This is a genomic window from Streptomyces sp. NPDC014734 (genome assembly GCF_043083325.1).
Taxonomy (GTDB): Bacteria; Actinomycetota; Actinomycetes; order Streptomycetales; family Streptomycetaceae; genus Streptomyces.
Window position 1 is genome coordinate 268282 of sequence record NZ_JBIBYN010000011.1, and the last position, 19572, is coordinate 287853.

Consider the following 19572-nt stretch of genomic DNA (forward strand, 5'->3'; position numbering starts at 1 on the left):
CGCTGTGCGGCCACGGGGCCCCCGCGCCGGTGGGGCCCCCCGGCGGGGGCGCCCCGGGGGCGGGCGGGGGGGGGGGGGGGGGGGGGGGCCCCGGGGGGGGCCCCCCCCCCCCTCCCTCGTTCCGGCAGGTCAGGCCTCGTCCCGGACCAGCGCGAGGAGCCGGTCCAGGACCCGGGGCCCGCCTGCGCGCAGCCCGTCGTGCTCGTACTCGTTCGTCACCCAGGTGCGCAGCCCGCGGATCGACGCGGCCGTCCGCAGCGCGTGCCCGGTGTCGACGTACATGTCGTCGTGGTAGACGGCGGCGGCGACCGGCACCTCGTTGGCGGCCAGGCGCGCAGGGTCGTACAACGGCGTCCAGTCGGTGCGGGCGGCCAGCAGTCCGGCGGTCTCGCGCAGCGGGCGCAGCGCCGGGTCGACCTCGAAGTGCCAGGGGTGGATGCTCTCCCCGGTGAAGAGGACCGGACCCTCGCCCTCCAGCGCCGCGGCCGCGTCGAACTGCGGGAACTCGGCGCGCACCCGCTCCGCGGACCAGTCGGTGGGACGTGCGTCCTGGCCGTAGATCGCCTCGTGCATCAGCGCGTACAGCGGGTGCCCGGCGAACGACGTCGCCGCGCGCACGGCCTCCTGGAAGGTGTCGGAGAGTTCGGTGCCGTGCGGGGTGCGGACGAAGGCGTTCTCCAGCAGGTAGTGCAGTTGGTGGCTGCCGCTGCCGCCGCCCAGCATGATGCCGAGCGACTGGAAGCCCTCGGGGGTCAGCCGGTGCCCGGCGCTCTCGGGGCGATGCTCGGCGAGATGGGCGGCGATCCGCCGGGCCCGTTCGACGTCCTGCGGGTAGCGGGCGTAGTGGGCGGCGACCTTGCGCTCGATGCGCGGGTAGGCGGCGCGGTAGACATCGTCGGCGTGTGCGTCGAGCGAGGGCAGCCCGCCGGTGATCAGGACGGTCCTGAGTCCTTCGGGAGCGGCCGACAGGTAGCGGACGGCGCAGAAGCCGCCGAAGGACTGGCCGAGGACCGTCCACGGCTCACCGCCGGTCAGCCCGGGACGGATCAGCTCGCAGTCGCGCACGATGCTGTCGGAACGGAAGTGCGCGAGGTAGTCGGCCTGTTCGCGCGGGCCGCCGCGCAGCGGCAGGGTCTGCCGGTTGGCCGGGGTGGACAGGCCGGTGCCGCGCTGGTCGAGGAGCAGCACCCGGAACTCCTTCACGGCCCGGCCGAGCCAGGCCTCGGTGCCGATGAAGCGCCGGGCGCCGAAGCCGGGGCCGCCCTCCAGGTAGACCAGCCAGGGCAACTCCTCGTCGGCCCGGCCGCTCGCCACGGCTTCCCTGCCGAAGATCCCGATCTGCTCGCCGCCGGGATCGGTGTGGTCGAGCGGGACCGTGAAGTGGCGGTCGGTGAAGACGATGCCGGGGTGGCGGTAGCTGCTCACAAGGTGCTCCTGAGTCCGATGTGCACGGACAGTTCAGCACACGGCCATGGCAGCGCGGGGCGCGGCCCGTGCGTGTGGACCGCGGGCCGCTCCGGGCATCGCGCCCCGGATCTCCGCCGGGACGGTGACGCCCCGCCTCCTGTCCGCGAGCACCGGGGACGAGCGAGTCCGGTGGGGGCGTCCGGACGTGTCCCAAGGCACCGGGCAGGGGTCCCTCCGCCCGGCAGGAAGTCCGTCGCGGGCGTGCCCGTACCGTGTGATCGATGAACCCCACGGGTGATCAGCACCCCGGCGACGAAGGCGGTACCCCATGTCCCTGTTCGATCTGCCCGTCGACGAACTGCGCGACTACCGCAGCCGGTCGGTGGAGCCGGAGGACTTCGACGCGTTCTGGTCGAAGACCCTCGACGAGGCCCGGTCCCACGATCTCGGTGCCCGGTTCGAGCCGCGTACGGGCACGGGGCTGAAGACCGTCGACGTGTACGACGTGACGTTCGCGGGCTTCGGCGGTCACCCGGTCAAGGGCTGGTTCGTGCTTCCCGCCGGTGCGGCGGAACCGCTTCCGGTGGTCGTGGAGTTCATCGGCTACGGCGGCGGGCGGGGCCTGGCCCACACGCATCTGCTCTGGGCGTCGGCGGGATTCGCCCACTTCGTGATGGACACCCGCGGCCAGGGCAGTGGCTGGCTCGTCGGCGACACCCCGGACCCGGTGGGCAGCGCGCCCTCGTTCCCCGGTTTCATGACCCGGGGCATCGAGGACCCGCACTCCTACTACTACCGGCGCGTGTTCACGGACGCGGTGCGGGCGGTGGAGGCGGCGCGCTCGCATCCGCTGGCCGACGCGACGCGCACGGCGGTCGTCGGCGTGAGTCAGGGCGGCGGCATCACGCTCGCCGTCGGCGGACTGATACCCGATCTGCGCGCGATCGCGCCGGACGTCCCGTTCCTGTGCGACTTCCCGCGCGCGCTGACCGTCACCGACCGCACCCCGTACCGCGAGGTGGGCAACTACCTGAAGACGCACCGCGGCCGGGCCGAGCACGCACGGGCGACCCTCTCCTACTTCGACGGGGTGCACTTCGCCGCACGCGGCCGGGCGCCCGCGCTCTTCTCGACGGCCCTGGAGGACATGACCTGCCCGCCGTCGACGGTCTTCGCCGCCTACAACGCCTACGCGCACGCGGACAAGGCCATCGAGGTGTACGACTTCAACGACCACGAGGGCGGCGGGCCGTTCCAGCAGGCCGTTCAGCTGGGCTGGCTGCCCGGGAAGCTCGCCGCCTGACCGTCGGGCACACCGTTCCACGAACGGAAGGGGTCACCGGTCACGGCGTTCCGCGGATGCCGCGGCCGGTCCCCCGGGCCGTTCGACCTTCCTCACCGTGACGTCGTCCGGTCCGATCCGCCGCCCGTCGGCCGACCGGACCTCCAGCGCCCGCGGCGGGCGGCCGTCGCGCAGGTCGACCATCTCCGAATGCGGCTCGCCGGCGTCGAAGAAGTGCCCCTCGCCCCACTGCCGCAACGCCACCACGACCGGGAAGAGCGCCCTCCCCCGGTCCGTCAGCACGTACTCCCGGTAGGCGCTGCCGTCCGCCGCCGGAACCGTGTCGAACACCCCTCCCGCGACGAGATCGCGCAGCCGCGCCGCGAGGATGCTCTTCGCCACGCCGAGACCGCGCTGGAACTCCCCGAAGCGGCGGCTCCCGTCGAACGCGTCACGAACGATCAGGAGCGACCACCAGTCACCGATCGCGTCGACCGAACGGGCCACCGGGCAGTCGCTCCCGTCGAACCGTGTCCGCTTGACCACGCCGCCTCCTCCTCCGCACCACTGGTTGCAACATGCTACCAAGTCCCGCTACCTTCCATCTGGTAGCAACTTGAAACCAACCTGATCGGGGGTGCCGGATGGCCGGCAGCGGGACGAGCGGATCCGACGTCGCACACGCGGGGACACCGGGAAACGCCCTGTCCGGGGGCACGACGCTGCTGTTCGCCGTCGCGTCCGGCACGGCGGTGGCCAACGTCTATTTCGCGCAGCCCCTCCTGGCCACCCTGGGCCGGGAGTTCGGGATCGGCACGGCGGCCGTGGGGGTCGTGGTCACCCTCACCCAGGTCGGCTACGGCCTCGGGCTGTTCCTGCTCGTGCCGCTGGGAGATCTGGTCGGCCGGCGGGCCCTGGTCGTGACCCAGCTGGCGCTGCTGGCCGCCGCGCTCGTCGCGGCCGGAACTGCGGCCACCGCGCCGGTCCTGCTGGCGGCCCTGGCCTCGGTGGGCCTGCTCGCGGTGGTGACGCAGACCCTCGTGGCCTTCGCCGCCTCGCTGTCGGCGCCGGAGCGGCGCGGTGGCACGGTCGGCCTGGTCACCAGCGGAATCGTGGTCGGCATCCTGCTCGCCCGCACGGTCTCCGGCGCACTCGCCGACCTCGCGGGATGGCGCTCGGTCTATCTCCTGTCGGCGGCATCCGCCCTCACCCTCGCCCTGGCCCTGCGCCGGGTCCTGCCGCACCGGCCGAAGCCTCCGGCCCCGATGAGGTACGCGCGACTGCTGCGTTCCACGGTGACGCTGTTCGTCGAGGAACGTCTGCTCCGGGTCCGCGCCCTGCTCGCCCTGCTGGTCTTCGCCGCCTTCAGCACCCTGTGGAGCTGCGTCGCGCTCCCGCTGAGCGAACCCCCGCTGTCGCTGTCGCACACGGCGATCGGGGCGTTCGGGCTCGCGGGAGCGGCGGGCGCGCTCGCCGCCGCACCGGCCGGACGCCTGCACGACCGCGGCCTCGCGGGACGGACGACCGGCGTCGCGCTGGTCCTGCTCACCGCTTCGTGGCTGCCGCTCGCGTTCACCCGGCACTCGCTGTGGGCCCTGGTTCTCGGCGCGGTGGTCCTCGACCTCGCCGTACAGGCCGTCCATGTGACCAACCAGAGCATGCTCTACACGGCGCGCCCCGACGCGGGCAGCCGCCTGATCGGCGGATACATGGTCTTCTACTCCGTCGGCAGTGCCGTCGGCGCCGTCGCCTCGACGACCGTGTACGACAGGTCCGGCTGGGGCGCGGTGTGCGTGCTCGGCGCGGCGTTCAGCGCGCTCGCGCTCCTCGTGTGGGCGACGACCCGCCGGTGCGCGGCCACGCGCGGCGTGCCCGGGCGATGACCGGTGCGGCCGCGGGCACCGGGCGACGCCGTCGCACGGCCGCCCGAGGAAGCAGGCGCCGGCACGTTCGCGGCGCCTGCCCCGCGGACGTCAGTGCTGACGGGCCGCCGGCTCCAGGACGAAGACCGGGATCTGCCGCTCGGTCCTGCGCTGGTAGTCGGCGTAGTCGGGGAACGCCTCCACCGCGCGCCGCCACCACAGGTCCTTCTCCGTCCCGGTGACCTCACGCGCGTTCATGTCCTGCCGGACCGGGCCGTCCTGGAGCTCCACCCGGGGGTCGGCCACGACGTTGTGGTACCAGACGGGGTGCTTGGGGGCGCCGCCCTGCGAGGCGACCACGGCGTAGCTGCCGTCGTGCTCGACCCGCATCAGCGGAGTCTTGCGGATCTTGCCGCTCCTGGCTCCGCGGGTGGTCAGGAGGACGACCGGCAGCCCGCGCATCGTGGTTCCCTCCGTCCCGCCGGAGCTCTCGAACAGCTCGACCTGATCGCGGACCCACTGCTCGGGGCTCGGCTGGTACTCACCCTGAAGAGGCATGGCATCTGTCCCATCGTCGACATGCGGATACCGGGCCGTCCGGACACGCGGGCCGTCGGGTGTCGGCGCTTCCGGCTGCTGCGAGAACTCTTTCATCCTCCGGCCCGCACGTCGCCCGGACGCGACCGCGTGTCAGGGCGACGGTGGTTCGGGACGGCGGTGGTTCAGGACCGGGGTGGTGTCAGCCGTAGTTGGAGCATCGCCTCGAACCGGGCCTCCGGGTCGTCGAGGTCGAGACCCGCCACCTCGGCCAGCCGCTTGAGCCGGTAGCGGAAGGTGTTGGGGTGGACGTGGACGGCGGCGGCCGCGGCCGGGACGTCGCCGAAGGTGCTCAGCCAGGCCTCCAGGGTGTCGGTGAGGGCGGTGCGGTGCCGGGCGTCGTACGCGCGCAACCGGACGACCGGGCCATCGGGGAGGTCGTCCTCGGCGGCGATCCGGTCGGTGAGTTCCTCCAGCAGCGAGGCCGCGTAGACGTCCGAGAGCCGGGCCGAGCGCCGCCGCGAGCGGCCGGCGCACAGGACCCGCAGCGCCCGGTCGGCGTCGGTGCGGGAACGTCGCAGCTCGGCCGGGCGGGCGGCGAGGCGGCCGACGCCGATGACGGCGGGCACCCGGTTGTCCACGCGTCCGAGGAACGCCTCGGCCACCCGGAGCGCCTGCTCGTCCGAACTCGTCGGCAGGACCGCGTAGGTGACACCGCCGAGGGTGGCCGCGGCGGTCCGGGGGTGGATCGCGGCGAGGTGGAGGGCGAGCGACTCGGCGATGCGGTGGCCTGCGGCCACCCGGTCGGGCGCCGGCGCCTCGCCGGTCACCGCGAGCGCCAGTACGCAGGCGGGCTGCGCGGACAGGCCGAGGCGCACGGCGGCCTGGGGCGCGTGGGTTCCGCCCTCCAGGACGGTGGCCAGCAGATCCGCGCGCAGCCGGCGTTCGGCGTCCTCGCCCGTGCGGTGGCGCAGCAGGTGCAGGGCGGCCACCTTGGCCGCCTCCTGGAGGGACTGGGTGCGGTCCTCGCTGAGCGGCCCGTCGACCACGACCCAGATCGAGCCGAGGATCTCGCCGCCCGCGCGGACGGCTATCGCGACCCGGGGTTTGTCGGAGACACCGGTCACGTAGACCGGGCACTCCTTGCGGTAGAGGGCCTGGAAGGCGCCGAGTTGTTCGAGGGCGCGCAGCTTCTCGGCGGGCACCTGGCGGTCGAGGACGGTGGCGATCCGCGCGTCGTCGCCCTCGTCCTGACGGCTGGAGAAGGCCAGCACCCGGCCGCTGCGGTCCTCCACGGTGACGGGTCCGTCCAGCAGTCCGGCGGTCGCGTTGGCCAGGGCGAAGAGGTCACCGGCGAGCGGTTCGGCGCCGTCGGCCTCGTCGGGACCGCCCACGGTGCCCAGTTCGTCGGTCGCCAGCAGGGACCGCAGCAGCGCGGCCACCTGCGCCCAGGACGCGCCGGGCGTCAGGCCGAGCACCGTCACGCCGGTGCGGGCGGCGGCCGCGGCCACCGGCCCGTCCACCGGGACCGGGGCCCGGACCACCACGGCCGCGGCACCGAGCCCGGCGGCGCGGTCGACGAGGGCGGCGACGGGCTCGGCGCCGTACACACCGACGCCGAGCACCACGGCCCCGGGCAGCCGGGCCGGTTCGTCCAGCGGGTCCTGGATGAGCACCCCGGTGACGGTGCGGGCGGGGTCGGCCTCCCCGGCCACCACGTCGATCAGGGTCGACCCCAGGTCGTCGAGGATCCGGCCGAGCACGGCCCGCGGCTGCTGGGTCATCGCCCCAACGTAGTCGATCGGGGTTCGTCCGCGGCCGGTGCGGCGGCCCGTCCGGTCACCCGGTCCGTCCGGCGGACGCCGCCGGGGGCCTCCACGCCCCCGGCCCCCTCGTGCGCGGTGGTCACCGGCCGATCCACTCCGTCGACTCGGTCACCTCTGCCAGTCGCTCCGGGATCGGGGAGAGCCCGAGCCCCGGGGCGCCGGGAACGTCGAGATGCCCGTCCTTCAGCACGAACGGCTCGGTGATGTCGGTGCGGTAGTACCGGTCGGACGCGGAGGTGTCGCCCGGCAGGGTGAAACCGGGCAGCGCGGCGAGGGCGACGTTGGCGGCCCGGCCGAGACCGGTCTCCAGCATCCCGCCGCACCAGACCGGAACGCCGTGCGCGGCGCACACGTCGTGGATCCGCCGGGCCTCCAGGTAGCCGCCGACCCGTCCCGGCTTGATGTTGACGACCGAACAGGCGCCCATGGCGATGGCGTCGGCCGCCGAGCGGGCGGAGACGATGGACTCGTCCAGGCAGATCGGGGTGCGCACCCGCCGGGCCAGGACGGCGTGGCCCCGTACGTCCTCCTCGTCCAGGGGCTGTTCGATGAGCAGCAGTTCATACGGGTCGAGCCGGGCCAGTTGCCCGGCGTCGGCGAGGGTGTACGCGGTGTTGGCGTCCACCTGGAGGAGCACGTCGTCACCGAAGCGTTCCCGGACGGCGCGCACGGGCTCCACGTCCCAGCCGGGTTCGATCTTCAGCTTGATCCGGAGGTAGCCCTCGGCCAGGTAGCCGTCGACGGCGTCGAGCAGGGCGGGGATCGAGTCCATGATGCCGACCGACACCCCGGCGGGCACCCGGTCGGCGGTCGCGCCCAGCCATTGGCCCATGGACAGGTCGTGGGCGCGCAGCCAGGCGTCCAGCACCGCGGTCTCCAGCGCCGACTTGGCCATCCGGTGGCCCTTGAACGCGGCGAGTGCCGGGGCGACCGCCCAGGGGTCGAGGGACGGCAGCGCGGCGAGCGCGGGCACCAGATGGCTCCGCAGCACGTCCAGCGCGCCTGCCGTGTACTCCGAGGAGTACAGCGGATCGACCATGGTGACGCATTCGCCGTAGCCCTCGTGGTGTTCGGTCTCGACCCTGACCAGCAGGATCTCCCGGCTGTGCATGGTGGCGAACGAGGTCCGGAACGGTGCGACCAGCGGCATCGCGATCCGGCGGAGTTCCACACCGACGAGCTTCATCCCTGCTTCTCCTGACTTCTGTCGATCACGTACCAGCCGTCCCGGGTGAATCCGGTGACGGTGTGCCCCTGGGCCATCAGGCCGCCGAGCACCTCGCGCAGCGCGTACCGCCACTCGCGTGCCAGGGGCGGGTCGGTGCGGCGCAGTGCCTCGATCTCGGCGGGGATCCGGACCAGGACGGTGTCGCCGTCCAGGCGCCCGGCGGCGGGGCCGCCGTCGGGTTTGGCGTCCAGGCCGACGACCGTGTGTCCGCGTGCGTCGTCGACGGCCACGCGGTGGGGGGCGCCCGCGGCGGCGGCCATCGCGTGGGCGCCTTCCAGCTCCCAGTGCACCATCAGCCGGTCCGTCTCGGTCCCGGCGTTCACCTCGTCCTGCATCGCGCCGTAGAAGTCGGCGAGGTACTCGCTCGGCGCGGCACCCAGTTTGGACAGGTTGAAATAGGCGTTGCGGCTGATCAGCGGGTCGAAGGTCCAGGTGATCGCGGTGATGCCGCGGGCCAGGGCCCAGGCCCGTTGGTGGAGTTTGACGGCGAAACCGACATTGCGGCCCCGGGCCGTGTCGTCCACCCCCGCGATGTGCGAGTGCAGTCCCGCGGTGGCCAGGAAGCCGAGGCAGAACCCGATCATGCGGCCGTCGCGGTGGACCCCGGCGGCATAGCTGCCGGAGTGTGCGAAGACCCGGAGCAGTTCCGGGGTGATCAGCGGGTTGCCGGGAACCGGCCGCCAGACCCGGTCGAGTACCCGGCAGGCCTCCCGCATCTCCTCCAGTCCGTGCAGCTCGGACAGGGTCACGCCGGCCCGCCGTGCGGCGAGGCCGGCTGCGGCGGCCGCCTCGTCCGCCCGGGTGCCGCTCATGGTCCCACCCGGTCGGGCGCACCCAGCGGCTCGCGCAGGAGCGAGGCCGTCAGGGCGGCCACCAGGGCGGTGCGGCGCGGGAGTTCGGCGACGAGGACGTGTTCGTCGTCCGCGTGCGCCCCACCGCCCACGGCGCCGAGGCCGTCCAGGGTGGGCGCGCCCGCCCCGGCGGTGATGTTGCCGTCGGAGGCGCCTCCGACGGCGACTCCGTCCAGCGGGCCGAGGCCCAGGTCCGCGTAGTGGGCGCGGGCGCGTTCGAACAGCTCCGCCGACGCGTCCGGTTGCAGCGGGGGACGGTCGGGGCCTCCGGAGAGGGTGAGCGAGGCGCCCGCGAGCACCGGTGCGAGGGCGCGGACGGCCCGGTCGACCCGGTCCTGCTCGGCAGCCGTCCCGACGCGTACGTCGACCAGCAGCCTGGCGGCGTCGGGCACGGTGTTGCGGGTGGTGCCCGAGGCGGCGACGGTCGGGGTCACGGTGGTGCCGGTCGCCGGGTCGGCGAGCGCGGACAACGCGAGGATCTGGTGGGCGAGTTCGGTGGTGGTGTTGACGCCCCGGTGGGGTTCCAGACCGGCGTGCGCGGCGCGCCCGGCGATGCCCAGTTCGTAGCTGGACACGCCCTTGCGGGCCGTCTTCAGCGCGCCCGCCTCGCTCGCCTCCAGGACGAGCACGGCCCGGGTGCGGCGCGCCTCGGTCTCGATCAGGGTGCGGGAGGTGGGGGCGCCGATCTCCTCGTCGCCGGTGAGCAGCACCGAGACGCCGTCCAGGTCGTCGAGGACGGACAGGGCGTGGAACATCTGCGCCACACCCGCCTTCATGTCGAAGCAGCCGGGGCCGGTCAGCCGTCCGTCCACCACCTCGAAGGGGTGGCGGGCCAGGGAGCCCACCGGCCACACCGTGTCGAAGTGGCCGAGCAGCAGGACCCGGTCGCCGGAGCCGAAGCGCCAGCGCAGGGCGGGCCGCCCCGAGCCGTCGAGCCACTCGGGCGGGGTTCCGGTGAGCCGGGTGCCGAGCGCGGCGACGACCCGGGCGCAGTCGGCGACGGCGGCCACGTCCGCGCTGGGCGACTCGGTGCGGACCAGGTCGCCGATGTCTGCCAGCAGGTCCGGCAGCCCGGTCTCCAGTGCCTGCGGTGTGGTGGCGATCGTGGTCATCTCAGCCCGCCTTGGGCGTGGCACGGACGCCGTGGTGGATGTAGCGCGAACCGTCCGGCAGGGTGTAGAAGACGACCGGGTACCACTGCTTGAGCCCCGGCCTCCGCACCACGAACAGGTCCGGCTCGACCGGGTGCATGGCGTACTCGTGCTCCGTCTCGTCGATGAGTTCGGCCAGCGGTCCGGTGATCCGGTCGAGCATCGCCAGGCCTCCGTCGCGCTCCACGATCTCCAGCCTGCTGGAGAGCCGCTGGTACACGCCCACGTAGTCGGCGGGGTCCACCGCGACCGGCTCCGCGGCCGGCTCGATCCCGGGGCGCATCGTCACGTCGGCGAGCTCCCGCGCGATCTCGGCGAACACCTCGCGGTAGAGGCTCGCGGTGTCGCCGCCGTTGGTGAGCAGGCAGATCGCCAGGTCCTCCTCGGGGAGCACCCGGAGGAAGGCGCTCTGCCCGATGGTGCCGCCGTCGTGTCCGTGGACCCGGTGTCCGTCCCAGGTGTCGAGGAACCAGCCGAGCCCCCAGGAGTGGCCGATGACGTACGGGTCGGGAAGTTCGACCTGCGCGGTCTGCATGGCGGCTACGCCCTCGGCCGAGAGGATCCTGGTGCCGTCCTCGGTGACGCCGTTGTCCCTGTGCAGCCGGGCGAACTTCAGTACCTCGCGCGGCGTGGAGCAGATCAGTCCGGCCGGTCCGGCCGACCGCATCAGCCCCCACTGCGGCGCCTGTGCGGGCGGGTCGCCCAGGTGTCCGATGGCGGCGCGGAAGCGCAGCACGTCCTCCGGCAGGGTCGCGGTGTGGGTCAGGCCGAGCGGAGCGTACAGGCGCTCGCGCATGAGCCGGTCCCACTGGACGCCGGTGACGACTTCCAGCACCCGGCCCAGCAGGGTGAATCCCGCGTTGCAGTAGGACATGGTGGCGCCGAGCGGATGGTTGGGGGCGGCGTCGGCGAGGAGGGCTGCGTACTTCTCCAGGCAGTCGTCGCCCCGGCCGGTGTCGGTGAAGAGGTCGCCGTCGATCCCACTGGTGTGGGTCATGAGGTGACGCACCGTCACCTGTGCGGTGAGCGTCTCCTCGGCGAGCCTCAGCCCGGGGAGGACGGAGACGAGCGGGGCGTCCAGGTCGAGCAGCCCCTCGTCGACCAGGGCCATGGCCACGGTGGTGGTCCAGACCTTGGAGATCGAGCCGATCTGGAACAGGGTGTCGGTGGTCGTCTCGATCCCGGCCTCGGTGTTGGCAAGGCCGACGGCGGCCTCGGCGACCAGTTCGCCGCGGTGCATGATGCCCAGGCTCGCGCCGGGGACGGAGTGACGGGCGGAAAGTTCGGCGAGGCGGGCGGTCCAGTGGGCGGACAGGTCGGTGGCGCCGGTGGTGTCCGTGGTGTCGGTGGTGTCGGTCATGTCGAGCTCCGATTCCGTTGTGTGCGGCGGTCGGGATGGCGGCGTGTGCGTGTGCGGTCAGCGGTCGGTGTGCGTGGTGACCCATTCGACCAGCCGTCGGGAGTAGTCCTCCCGGTGCGAGGGGCGGCCGTCCAGGAGGAACAGGTGCGAGCCGCCGGGGTACAGGACCAGGCGGGCAGGTACGTCCCGGGTCCGCAGTGCGTGGAACCACTGCTCGGCCTGGCCGACCGGGCAGGTGTGGTCGGCGCCGCCGTGCAGGATCAGGGTGGGGGCGCGCACCGCGTCGGCGTGACTGATCGGTGAGAGCTCCGCCATCCGTCGCGGATCGCCGATCTCGTGTTCGGCGATCAGGTGTCCTTCCTCGGAGGTGCCGGCCATGCTCCTGAGGTCGACCAGGACGCCACCCGGCACGACGGCGGCGAAGAGGTCGCTGCGGGCGGAGAGCCAGCAGGTCAGGTAGCCGCCGTAGCTGTAGCCGGTGAGCGCGATCCGTTCCGGGTCGACGAGGCCCTCGTCGACGAGGGCGGCGACCGGTTGCAGGACGTCCTGTTCGTCCGTCTCGCCCCAGGCGCCGACCGCGGCGGTGTAGAACTCCTCGCCGTAGCCGTCGCTGCCGCGGACGTTCAGGGTCAGGATCGTCCAGCCGCGCGAGGCGAGTTCCTGGTGGTAGAGGTGGACGGGGTCGGAGTGGGGTGCCCAGGCGTTGTGCGGACCGCCGTGCACGTCCACCAGCAGGGGGCCGCCGTCGGGCGTCGTCGCGGCGCGGGTGATCATGCCGTGCACCGCGGTGCCGTCCGCGAGGGTGAACTCGCGTTCGGTGACGGGGTGGAGGGCGACGCCGGGCAGGGAGCGCGTCATGTGGTCGGTGAGGCGTACGGGCCGGGCGCCGGGCTCTCCGCTCTCCCAGGTGTCCAGGTCGAGCAGGACGATCTCGGCGAAGCTGGACGCGTCGGTGGCCACCACCGCGGCCCGTCCGGCCTTCGGGGCGAGGGAGCAGCCGCTGATCCCGGTTCCGGCCGGGAGCGGGGCGGCACTGATTCCGGCCGTGCCCGCCCGGTACAGCCGGGTGGCGCCCCGGTCCCGGGCGCAGAACAGGATGTCGTCGCCGTGGAACTGGGGCCGGGCCCCGGGGTATCCGGGGCCGCCGCCCATGACGTTGCGGTCCAGGTCGCCGTCGACGGGCACCGGCGCCGATCCGTCCAGGGGCTGGCGCAGCAGCCGGGCGTGGCCGACGGCGAAGGTGTCGCGGCCGACGACGAGCAGCGCGGATCCGTCCGGGTACCAGTTCACCGGTCCGGCGAGGCCGTCGGCCGGGCCGATCCGGCGGGGTCGGCCGACGTGCTCGCCGATCTCCACGACGTGGGCGGCCGAGGCGCCGAGCGCGGCCGAGTCCGGCCCGCTCTGTGCCGGGTAGGCGAGTCGGGTGCCGTCGGGCGACCAGGTGGGGGTGCCGGCGTTGCGGTCGGCGTCCGTCACCGGTACGACCTCGCCGGATGCCACGTCCACCACGAACAGCCGGGTCCGGACCCGTCCGATCAGGCCGGCTCCGTCCGTCTTCCAGCCGAGGGTGTCGACGACGACGGGCTCGGTGTCCTCGCGCCGGGTGCCGGGGGCCGAGAAGGCGATCCGTGATCCGTCCGGGCTCCAGACCGGTGTGCCCGCTCCCGCCGGGCACCGGGCGGGAGCGGTGAGCGCCGTCGCCTCTCCCCCGTCGGCGGGCAGCAGGTGGATCTGTCCCTCGCGCAGGAAGGCCAGCGTCGTCCCGTCCGGGGACCAGCGCGGCGCGGTGTCCGCGGGGCCGTGGGTGAGGCGCCGGGCCGGGCCGCCGTCCGCGCGCACCTCCCACAGGGACCGGACGACGCGGTCGTTCGCGGCGTCCTGGGTGGTCAGGGTGTAGGCGACGCGGTCGCCGTCGGGCGACAGCGCGGGATCGCCGGGGATCTCGAAGCGGTACAGGTCGTCGATGGTCAGTGGGCGGGTCATGGTGCCTCCTGGGCGAGGGCGAGGGTCGGTACGCAGGAGATGAGGTCGCGGGTCGTGGGGTGTTCGGGGGCTCCCAGCACCCGGTCGGCGGGGCCGCACTCGACGAGGTGTCCGCCGTCCATCACGGCGACCTGGTCGGACAGGTGGCGGACGACCGCGAGGTTGTGGGAGATGAAGAGCATCGCGAAGCCGAGTTCGTGCTGGAGTCCACGCAGCAGGTTGAGCACGGCGCCCTGGACGGACACGTCGAGGGCCGAGGTGACCTCGTCCGCGATCAGCACGCCGGGCCGGGCGGCGAGCGCCCTGGCCAGGGCGACTCGTTGGCGTTGGCCGCCGGAGAGCGCGTCGGGGGTCAGTGCCGCCCGCGCCGGGTCGATGCCGACGAGTTCCAGGCAGCGGGCGACCTCGGCGTCGCGTGCGGAGCGGCGGGCGCGGGCCGTCGTTCCGCGCCGCCGTTCGGCACGGGGCAGTGCCTCGGCGACGGAGGCGCCGATGGTCATGCGCGGGTCGAGCGAGGCGTACGGGTTCTGGAACACCAGTTGCACCGCGGCTCGCCCGCGGCCGTGCACCGTGTCGTCCCCGTCGACCAGGACGCGGCCCGACCGGACCGGTGCCAGGCCGACGACGGCCTTTCCGAGGGTGGATTTGCCGGATCCCGAGCCGCCGACGAGTCCGGTCACCGATCCGTCCGGCACGAGCAGGTCGACGTTCTCCACCGCGGTGAAGCGGCCGTATCGCACGGTGATGCCGCGCAGTTCGAGCGAGCTCATGACGTCGCCTCCGATGCTCGGCCGGGGGTGCGGGCGGGGGCGCCTGCCGTGATCGCGTCCACGGGGTACCAGCAGGCGACCTTGCGGCCCGGTCCGGTCGCGGTGAGTGCGGGGGCGTCGGTGCGGCAGTGTTCCCGGGCGTGTGCGCAGCGCGGTGCGAAGGAACAGCCGGGGCCGGTCTCCCCGGGTTCCGGCGGACGCCCGGGAATGGTCACCAGGTCCGTTCCGGGTTCGGTGGTCATGGTCGGGACGGCCCCCACCAGGGCCCGGGTGTACGGGTGGGCCGCGCCCGCGGCCAGTGCGGAGACCGGGAGTTCCTCGACGATCGTTCCGCCGTACATGACCAGGATCCGTTCGCAGACCTGGGAGACGACGGCGAGGTCGTGGGAGATCAGCAGCAGTGCGGCGCCGGAGTCCTCGCGCACCTGGGCGAGCAGGTCGAGCACCTGCCGCTGGACGGACACGTCGAGTGCCGTGGTCGGTTCGTCGGCGATGATCAGTTTCGGTTCGCCCATCAGGCCCATGGCGATGACGGCCCGTTGGCGCATTCCCCCGGAGTACTCGTGCGGGCGTTGCCGGGCGCGTCGTTCCGGTGCCGGGATGCGAACGGCTCCGAGCCGGTCGACGGCACGTGCCGTGGCCCGGGCGCGGCTCGCCCCGAGGTGTACCTCGGCCACTTCGGCGAGCTGGCGGCCGACGCGCAGGGCGGGGTTGAGCGAGGCCATGGGGTCCTGGAAGACCATGGCGAGTCCGGTGCCCGGTCCCGGGTCCGTCCGCAGGTCGTGTCCGTCGAGGCGGAGCGTGCCGGCGCGGACCCGTCCGGGGTGGGGCACCAGGTCGGCCAGGGCGAGCGCGCTCAGGCTCTTGCCGGAGCCCGACTCGCCGACCAGGCCGACGGCCTCGCCGGGGCGGATGTCCAGCGAGATCCCGCGCACGGCCTGCCGTCCGCCGGGGAACGTCACCCGCAGGTCGCGCACCGTGACCAGGTTGCCGTCCTCGTCGGGAGCGGTCGCGGCCGGCCTGTCGTCCGGCCGCGGTGCCGGGTCCTCGCGCTGGGGTGCGCGTCGGCCGCCTGCCTGGGCCAACGCCTCGCCCACCAGGCCGAAGGCCAGCCCGGTCAGGACGACGGCCGCGCCGGGCGCCAGGGCGGCCACCGGGTTGACGTAGACGCGGTTGAGCTGCTCGTTCAACAGCCGTCCCCAGTCGTACTCGGGAGGCTGCACGCCCAGCCCGAGGAAGGAGAGTCCGGAGAACGCGACGAGGATGCCGCTCATCGCCTGGGTGGCGAACAGCACCGACGGTTCGGCGATGTTGGGGAGCAGATGGCGCACGACCAGCCGGAACCTGCCCACGCCCAGGATCCGGGCGGCGGCGACGTAGTCGGAGCCCGCGACCGACGCCGTCAGGTTCTGCACCAGCCGGGCCACGGGCGGGACCATGGCCAGCCCCACGGCGAGGACCGCCCCGGTGCTGCCCACGCCGAAGATCGTGGCGAGGAAGAGCAGGAACAGCAGCCCCGGGAAGGCCACCAGCACGCCCACGGTCGCGGTGATCAGCCTGCCGAGCCGTCGTCCCACCACGGTCGGGGCGACGCCGAGCACCAGCCCGCCGCCGACCCCGATCGCGGCGGCCAGCACGGTGAGCCGGAGGGTCTGCCGGGTCGCCACGACCACCCGGGCCGCGATGTCCCGTCCGAGCTGGTCGGTGCCCAGCAGGTGTGCGGCGCTGCTGCCCCGGTTGATCGCGTCGGTGTCGATCCGCGCCGCCCGGTCGCCGAGCAGGACGGGCCCCAGCACGGCGACCGCCACCAGCAGCAGGCAGGCGGTCAGCGCGGTCGCGCCGATCGGGGTCCTGAGCGTGCGCCCGAGCCGGCGCCGCAGCGAGGTGTCATGGCCTTGAGGCATCGTCAGCTCCCGCGAACCGTGGACTGGGGGTCGGCGACGGCCACGGCCATGTCGACGACGAAGGTGATGAGCAGCGCGGCCGCGCCGTAGACCAGCACGACGCCCTGGACCAGCGGGTAGTCCTTCTCGGTGATCGCCTGGACGATCGTCGTGCCGAGGCCGGGCCAGGCGAAGACGTTCTCGACCAGCACGGTGCCGGCGAGCAGCGAGCTGAACAGCAGGCCGCCGAGGGTGAGCGAGGAGGTCAGCAGGTTGGGCAGGGCGTGGCGCAGATAGCGCAGCCGGGCCGGGAGCCGTTTGGCGCGGGCGGTGCGCATGTAGTCCTCGCCGAGCACCCGCAGGGTCTCCACCCGGACGATGCGGGACAGGGTCGCCGCCGGGACGACGGTGAGCGCCAGTACCGGCAGGACGTAGGAGTCCAGGCCGGCGCGCGAGGCCACCGGGAACAGTGGCCAGGTCACGGCGAACGCCGCGATCAGGCCGACGGCCAGGAGGAATTCGGGCACCGCGCCCAGGAGGCCGGTGACGCCGGTGAAGGCAAGTTCGCCCCGCCGTCGGCGGCCGTCCTTGGTGAGCACCGCGGCCGTCATCCCGACCGGGACGGCTGTCAGCAGGATCAGCGCGAAGGCGGGCACGGCGATCTGGAGGGTCGCCGGGAGCCGTCCCGTGATGATCTCGGAGACGGGCATCTGGGCACCGATCGAGTCACCGAGCCGGCCCTGGAGGAGGTGGCCGACGAAGTCACCGAACTGCTTCGGCAGGGACTGGTCCAGGCCGAGCGCGTGTCTGCGGGCCTCGACCAGCGCCGGGTCGGCGGTGGGTCCGAGTGCCGCCCGGACCGGGTCGCCGGGAATCAGGTGGATCATCGCGAACGCCGCCGTGACCAGCGCGGCCAGGGACACCACCAGTCGCCGGGTGCGGCGCAGGACGAATCCGGCCCACGGGCCGCGGACCGTCGCACGGAGCGAGTTCGAGGTGAGCGCGGTCATCGGTCGGCGCTCCGTCGCAGGGTGCTGGGGACGACTCCGCCGCCGTCGACCTCGAAGGTGATGCCCTTGGCGTAGTAGCGGACCGGCCGGGCCGCGAACGGGACGATGTCGACGTTCTTGACGAGGGCGGCGTCGGCCGCCTCCCACAGGGCGCAGCCGTCGGCGCCGGGCGTGGCCGCCGCCCGGGTGGCGAGCCGGTGGTAGTCGGGGTTGGTGATGGAGCCGAAGTTGTTGCCCTTCGGGGGCGGGGGCCCGTCGTAGAACTGGGTGAGCTGGTCGGGGAGGGTGACTCCGATGGGGGCCCAGGCCAGGTCCCAGTCACCGCCGGCCAGCGTGCCGATGATGCTGGAGGAGCCGATGGGCTCGGCCGTGGCCTTCACCCCGAAGGATGTCCACCGCTGGACGGCGAGTTCGACGGCCGAGGCGACCTGCGGTCCCTGGTTGGTCGGGTAGCTGAGCCGGACGGTGAGCGGTCTTCCGGCCTTGGTCCAGGTGCCGCCGTTCTTCGTCCAGCCCGCGGCGGTGAGCGCATCGGCGGCCCGCCCGGGGTCGTGGGCGGGAAGGTTTCCGGTGACGGTGTCGCCGGTGCAGGGGGTGGGGGCGGTCTCTCCGATGGCGGTGGCGGGCCCGCCCTTGCCACCGGTGGCGACGTTCCTGAGTTCCTTCAGGTCCAGTACCCCGACCAGCGCCCTGCGCACGGCGGGGTCGGCGCCCGGCCGGCCGGCGGCCTGGTTGAACAGCAGCTGTCCGGACAGCGCCTCGAAGCTCCGGTTCCTCACCTTCGCGGCGTCCAGCCGGTCCTGGTCGGCTCCGTTGATCACGGCCCCGTGGATCTGACCGGACATCAGGAGGTTGGCGGCGGTCGACTCGTTGGGGACGACCTTGAACACGACCTTGCCGGGCAGGTCCGCGGCGGTGGACCCGCGGGGCCCCCAGGCGTACCCGTCCCGCCTGACGTATGTGTAGTGGTCGCCGGGGACCGCCTCGGTCAGCCGGTACGGTCCGCTGGCGTTGGTCGCCTTGGCCAGTGCGTCCGGTGCGGCAAGGCTCTTGCGGCACAGCAACGGAAGCATCCGGGTCATCTCGACGATGAACGGCGCGGGTTTCGTCGTGGTCACGGTGACGGTCCGCCTCGCCCCGTCGGCCTTCGCCGCGGCGGTGGCGGGGACGGACAGGCCCAGCATCGGCGACTGGTTCCTCGGGTCGGCGATGTGGTTGTACTCGGCCGCCACGTCGTCCGCGGTGAGCGGGGAACCGTCCTCGCAGGTGACGCCGGGACGGATGGTGAACGTCGCGGAGGTGGCCGTGGCGGACCACTTCTCGGCCACGCCGGGGACGACGGTGCCGTCGGCGGCGACGTGCACGAGCGTGTCGTAGGCGAAGGTGTTCATCGACAGCGCGGTACTGGCAAGCGCCGTCGTGGGGCTGAGTGTGCCGGGGTCGGCGGCGACCGCGAACACCACCGTGGATCCGCCACCGCCCTCGGCACCGGTGCCTCCGCCGCACGCGGACGCGGTGGCGACCAGGCCGAGCACCGTGACCGCCGCGGCCGCGGTCCGGGCCCCGCGGATCCTTCTGCTTCTCGTGTCCGTGCCTGTGGCGCTGGCCATGGTCACCTCCGAAAAAGCGGCACCCCGCCGCCGAGTGAGGGAACAGTAGGCAGTGGCACGTCGGCCGCGAGTGGTCGCGGCGCACGAAAAACCGCCTCGCCGATGGTGCGCCGCGACGAAGACGAACGCGGGGACACGGGGAAGTGAACGGCTCGCGAGGGTGCGACGGACCCCGCCGCGACGAACGGGCTCCCCGGATCGATATCCCTTTGCCAGTGGCCGCGCCGTCCGGGCAGGATGCGTCGGTGACTCCCCAGTACGTGATACGCGCCCAGTACGACGCCCGCACGATCGTGGTCTACCAGGCGTATTCGCCCGCGATCGCCGATCCGTGCCTGCGGGCCGGACGCTTCGTGCCGCCGTTCTCGTTCCACCGGATGACGTGGATCAAGCCCTCGTTCCTGTGGCTCATGCACCGCAGCAACTGGGGCCAGAAGTCCGGGCAGGAACGCGTCCTCGCGGTACGCGTCACCCGTTCCGGATGGGAGGAGGCGCTGTCCTCGGCGGTGCTGACGACCGCCGATCCGGCAGCCGTGGCGCAGGCGCCCGTCCACGTGCAGTGGGATCCGGAACGCTCGTTGCGGGGGGCCGCGCTCAACCACTACAGCATCCAGGTGGGCATCGGACGCGGACTGATCCGTACCTTCGCCGAGGACTGGGTCGTCGACCTCACCGACATCACGGCACAGGTGCGCAAAACAGCGGCGTTGAGACAGAGCGGACGGGCGGCGCAGGCCCAGCGGTTGCTGCCGCCGGAGCGGGTCTACCCGGTTCCGCCCGCCCTCGCGAAACGGCTGCGCGTCGACGGCTGA

The 19572-nt window shown here is 73.4% G+C and carries 16 protein-coding genes; 3 read left to right on the forward strand and 13 right to left on the reverse strand.

Translation table 11 applies throughout. The annotated features are described in order from the left end of the window. Window positions 1-129: 129 nt before the first annotated feature. Entirely contained in the window at window positions 130-1425 is a 1296-nt protein-coding gene (locus ACF1CT_RS19920) for an alpha/beta fold hydrolase (RefSeq protein ID WP_391785192.1), read from the reverse strand. Between the two features lie 310 nt (window positions 1426-1735). On the opposite strand from ACF1CT_RS19920, the gene ACF1CT_RS19925 reads away from it, so the two are divergent. After that, entirely contained in the window at window positions 1736-2710 is a 975-nt protein-coding gene (locus tag ACF1CT_RS19925; RefSeq protein WP_391785193.1) for an acetylxylan esterase, read from the forward strand. 33 nt (window positions 2711-2743) lie between these two features. Here the strand turns inward: ACF1CT_RS19925 and ACF1CT_RS19930 are convergent, their stop codons facing one another. Next, the gene (locus ACF1CT_RS19930; RefSeq protein ID WP_391785194.1) at window positions 2744-3235 is read right to left on the reverse strand and encodes a winged helix-turn-helix transcriptional regulator; all 492 of its coding nucleotides are present in this window, start codon (window positions 3233-3235) and stop codon (window positions 2744-2746) included. A gap of 98 nt (window positions 3236-3333) precedes the next feature. Here ACF1CT_RS19930 and ACF1CT_RS19935 point away from each other — a divergent pair, with 98 nt between their 5' ends. Continuing rightward, window positions 3334-4572 carry an MFS transporter gene (locus ACF1CT_RS19935; RefSeq protein WP_391785195.1) on the forward strand — a complete coding sequence of 413 codons (1239 nt, stop codon included), beginning with the start codon at window positions 3334-3336 and terminating at the stop codon, window positions 4570-4572. 90 nt (window positions 4573-4662) lie between these two features. On the opposite strand, the gene ACF1CT_RS19940 is transcribed toward ACF1CT_RS19935, so the two are convergent. The 11 genes from ACF1CT_RS19940 to ACF1CT_RS19990 all read right to left on the reverse strand — a co-directional run bounded on the left by ACF1CT_RS19940 (window position 4663) and on the right by ACF1CT_RS19990 (window position 18760). Next, complete coding sequence (locus tag ACF1CT_RS19940) at window positions 4663-5109, reverse strand: nitroreductase family deazaflavin-dependent oxidoreductase (RefSeq protein ID WP_391785196.1); 447 nt, start codon at window positions 5107-5109, stop codon at window positions 4663-4665. A 164-nt stretch (window positions 5110-5273) separates the two neighbouring features. Further along, entirely contained in the window at window positions 5274-6872 is a 1599-nt protein-coding gene (locus tag ACF1CT_RS19945) for a PucR family transcriptional regulator (RefSeq protein ID WP_391785197.1), read from the reverse strand. A 121-nt stretch (window positions 6873-6993) separates the two neighbouring features. Beyond that, the gene (menC, locus tag ACF1CT_RS19950; protein WP_391785198.1) at window positions 6994-8100 is read right to left on the reverse strand and encodes an o-succinylbenzoate synthase; all 1107 of its coding nucleotides are present in this window, start codon (window positions 8098-8100) and stop codon (window positions 6994-6996) included. Beyond that, complete coding sequence (locus ACF1CT_RS19955) at window positions 8097-8954, reverse strand: GNAT family N-acetyltransferase (protein ID WP_391785199.1); 858 nt, start codon at window positions 8952-8954, stop codon at window positions 8097-8099. The genes menC and ACF1CT_RS19955 overlap by 4 nt, the downstream gene beginning before the upstream one ends. Then, entirely contained in the window at window positions 8951-10105 is a 1155-nt protein-coding gene (locus tag ACF1CT_RS19960) for a M20 family metallopeptidase (protein WP_391785200.1), read from the reverse strand. Before ACF1CT_RS19960 ends, ACF1CT_RS19955 begins: the two co-directional genes overlap by 4 nt. 1 nt (window position 10106) lies before the next feature. After that, a complete protein-coding gene (locus ACF1CT_RS19965; RefSeq protein ID WP_391785201.1) occupies window positions 10107-11504 on the reverse strand; it encodes a serine hydrolase domain-containing protein in 1398 nt (465 codons plus the stop codon). Between the two features lie 57 nt (window positions 11505-11561). Further along, the gene (locus ACF1CT_RS19970) at window positions 11562-13487 is read right to left on the reverse strand and encodes a S9 family peptidase (RefSeq protein ID WP_391785202.1); all 1926 of its coding nucleotides are present in this window, start codon (window positions 13485-13487) and stop codon (window positions 11562-11564) included. Further along, on the reverse strand, window positions 13484-14257 hold the full coding sequence (locus ACF1CT_RS19975) for an ABC transporter ATP-binding protein (RefSeq protein WP_391785203.1): 774 nt from the start codon (window positions 14255-14257) through the stop codon (window positions 13484-13486). Before ACF1CT_RS19975 ends, ACF1CT_RS19970 begins: the two co-directional genes overlap by 4 nt. Next, window positions 14254-16161 (reverse strand): dipeptide/oligopeptide/nickel ABC transporter permease/ATP-binding protein, encoded by a 1908-nt coding sequence (locus tag ACF1CT_RS19980; RefSeq protein ID WP_391785204.1) that lies wholly within the window; start codon window positions 16159-16161, stop codon window positions 14254-14256. Before ACF1CT_RS19980 ends, ACF1CT_RS19975 begins: the two co-directional genes overlap by 4 nt. A 2-nt stretch (window positions 16162-16163) precedes the next feature. Further along, window positions 16164-17150: an ABC transporter permease gene (locus ACF1CT_RS19985; protein WP_391785205.1), complete on the reverse strand. Its 987-nt coding sequence runs from the start codon at window positions 17148-17150 to the stop codon at window positions 16164-16166. After that, window positions 17147-18760 carry an ABC transporter substrate-binding protein gene (locus ACF1CT_RS19990; RefSeq protein WP_391785206.1) on the reverse strand — a complete coding sequence of 538 codons (1614 nt, stop codon included), beginning with the start codon at window positions 18758-18760 and terminating at the stop codon, window positions 17147-17149. The genes ACF1CT_RS19985 and ACF1CT_RS19990 overlap by 4 nt, the downstream gene beginning before the upstream one ends. Before the next feature lie 245 nt (window positions 18761-19005). On the opposite strand from ACF1CT_RS19990, the gene ACF1CT_RS19995 reads away from it, so the two are divergent. Then, a complete protein-coding gene (locus tag ACF1CT_RS19995; RefSeq protein ID WP_391785207.1) occupies window positions 19006-19572 on the forward strand; it encodes a DUF4291 domain-containing protein in 567 nt (188 codons plus the stop codon).